Raw genomic sequence first — 2,870 nt, forward strand, 5'->3', positions numbered from 1 at the left:
TTAACAATCCGCTGAATATCTTCTGGCTCAGTTAGAGGCTCAGCTTGCTCCACCATTTGCCAATATAAGGCCAAGTAGTCTTTGTAAGCCTCAAAGACTTCCGTTTGCACTGTCTCTAGGGAATCGATTTTGGCAAACAGTAGATACTTAGAGAAGTACTGGTTGGCATCGTAAAACTTCATTTCTAAGTTTTGTGCCAAGTCCTGATAGCGATCGCGAATGGCTCGCATTGGTTCAATATATTTTTCCTGATATGCTTCATCCCTGAACAATGGCTGAAAGTCTAGAACCACCAGAATCTTCTTTTTGCCAAAGGCTAAGAAGTCAATCCCTAGCAAAGGGAGATCGTAACAGTGACTGGGATAGATCACACTGTTAAACACTTGGGAGACTGGTCCCACATCCATGTAGGTATAGCGAATCTTCCGCAATTCCGGGCATTGGTAACACCAGCTTTGAATAATTGCCCGATGTTTAGCGCGATCGCTTACCTGGCGTTCTAAGCCTGGGGGAATTGGTTGACTGCTTAAATCAAACTGCTTGAATAGCTCTTTTTCCAGATAGTCCAGGAAAGGCTGATACATTTATATTGCTCGTATACATAGTAAAACCCTTACTGAGCATAGAGGATCGCCATACTTCCTGTCTCATTTCTCCCAGACAAAGAAATAATCGTTAACATTTTGCTTTAGAAGCCTGACTAAGGGTAAGCATTCAGCCGTCAGCTATCAGCTAATGCGCTACGCCCACGCTACAGATGCTGCTATTAGCTAATACGCTACAGATGATGCTAGCAGGAGCTTTAACTGCATGGGGTCGGATCTGTAAAACCAGCCGGGATTTTCTACCAGTCCTACCAGCACCCCCGATGCTGGTTTACTATCGACGGTTTGATGAACTGACGGCTGACTGCTGATAGCTCAATGCTTACGACTAAGCCACGCAAATACCCATCCCCAAATGCCCATACCCATATCTACCTAAGGGGAAGCTTTCCTTGCCACCCTGTCAAAGCATTAGCAAGGAAAGCGCTGCCAGTCAATAGGGATTACTTAAAAACTAATCCTTCATTGTGTTATATGGCAAGGTACTTCATCAAAACTTTGCAAACTCACCAGTCAAATGTACTGAAAATCCCAGTTTTTTCTGTAAGTAGTAAGTAAATAGTAATAAATTACTGAATAGATTACTGAATAGATTATTTTAATTAATTCCCTTTGAGGCGTAATTCGCTAATTTTCCGATTTTAAAGGGAAAATTAAAGTCTTAAGTGCCATTCTATCCGCCTCATCCATGATGGCGGTTTTTACAGCGCGAGTTTTTAGATTAACCTTTAATGATGACTTTAACCCCATTAACTACTATAGCATCAGTATCGATAACTAACCGAGAACTTCAAACTAAACCAGAACTCCAGTTACTCCTTTATTGTGTCCGAACCAGTATCGACGAAACGACTGCTGAGTCTATCAAACGCTTACTGCTTGAGCAAGACATCGACTGGACTTATCTGCTCAAAACAGCTCGCCGTCAGAAAGTCTTACCGCTGCTGTACAATAGTCTCAAAAATACCTGCCCAGACCTGGTTCCCCAGAACATCCTCAAACAACTGCGAAATTATTTCCAGCACTTAGTCGTACACAACACATTTCTAACTCAGAAACTACTCAAGCTGCTGACTGTTCTGGAGAAACACGGAATTTCTGCTATCCCCTTCAAAGGCCCTACCCTTGCTGTTTCAGTTTACGGCAATCTGGGGCTGCGGCAGTTTGGTGACTTAGACATCCTGGTTGATCACCAAGACATCCCGAGAGTGAAAGAATTACTGCTGTCTCAAGGGTATGAATTGCAAAAAGACCTAGGCTGGGAGTATCACTTTGTGGATAAAAAGAGTCGAGTCTGTATTGACCTTCACGAGGGGATTGTACCCGATTTATTCTGTTTGCCATTAGATTTTGAGTATTTGCGATCGCATCTTCAGCCTCTATCTGTTGCTGGTAAGACAATCTCTACTATCTCGCCAGAACAGATGCTGTTAATTCTCTGTGTGCAATTGGGCAAAGACTGTTGTCACTGGAGTGTACGTCTGGCTCAGTTATGCGACGTTGCTGAACTACTGCGCACTCATTCCCAGTTAGATTGGCGCAGAGTACTCGCAGAGGCTGAAAAGCTCGGTTGTGAACGCATGCTCTTGCTTGACCTTTGCCTAGTCAGGGATTTGCTGGGAGTCACGTTGCCACAGATAATCCTAAATAAATTGCAATCCCAACCAGTCTCCCAATCCCTCGCTATCGAAGTACGATCACAACTTTTCCGTGACTTTGAAGTCGGCCCTAAGCTCTCAGAAGCAAAAGGGTTTTGGGCTTTTTTCTTGTCCTACAATCATCGCTTTTACTTCACCATGAGAGAGCGTCTGCATGACAGAGTGATGTACTGTCTCCATTGGCTAAAAAACAGTTTGTTTGTTACCGTCATGCCCAACGAAGCAGATTGGGCGTTACTGTCCCTGCCTAGAGTGCTAGCTTTCCTGTATTATCCAATCCATATAATACGGCTGTTAATTAAGCATGGGATACAACCAATTTTCAGAACTGATCACGAGCCCCACTCCTTGTAAAATTTTTGGCCTTGCTTAATAATGGCATGATTTTAAGCGCACCTCTAGAATGGGCATGTTTGCGTGGAATGGGCATCAGGTGTAGAACTGGCATCTTGCCAGTTTCCTGCTTATTTTCGCGCGGGCAGGATGCCCAGTCTACTCCTATTAATTCCAAGACTGACGCAACGCCTCATATTTATATATAATTTTTCAAAATTATTCGGTAAATTCAATTTACCAAAAGATTTGGGTTTAAAGCCCCGTCCTTCTA

General features: G+C 43.4%; 3 protein-coding genes. 2 read left to right on the forward strand and 1 reads right to left on the reverse strand.

Annotated elements, in window-relative coordinates:
• Nucleotides 1–584, reverse strand: a 584-nt coding sequence (locus tag F6K38_RS38685; protein ID WP_287360244.1) for a 15,16-dihydrobiliverdin:ferredoxin oxidoreductase, incomplete at its 3' end; no start/stop codon positions are given.
• Between the two features lie 752 nt (nucleotides 585–1,336).
• Between F6K38_RS38685 and F6K38_RS38690 the strand changes: the two genes are divergently transcribed.
• Both F6K38_RS38690 and F6K38_RS38695 read left to right on the forward strand, forming a co-directional pair.
• Nucleotides 1,337–2,617, forward strand: coding sequence for a nucleotidyltransferase domain-containing protein (locus F6K38_RS38690; protein WP_287360246.1), 1,281 nt, complete (start codon nucleotides 1,337–1,339; stop codon nucleotides 2,615–2,617).
• 63 nt (nucleotides 2,618–2,680) lie between these two features.
• Nucleotides 2,681–2,870, forward strand: a 190-nt coding sequence (locus F6K38_RS38695; protein ID WP_287360247.1) for a hypothetical protein, incomplete at its 3' end; no start/stop codon positions are given.

The sequence above is a fragment of the Moorena sp. SIO3B2 genome (assembly GCF_010692525.1).
GTDB lineage: Bacteria > Cyanobacteriota > Cyanobacteriia > Cyanobacteriales > Coleofasciculaceae > Moorena > Moorena producens.

Excerpts from the sequence above, each read along its gene's own strand:
- F6K38_RS38690 (WP_287360246.1), top strand. The coding sequence starts at position 1,337 with ATGATGACTTTAACCCCATTAACTACTATAGCATCAGTATCGATAACT.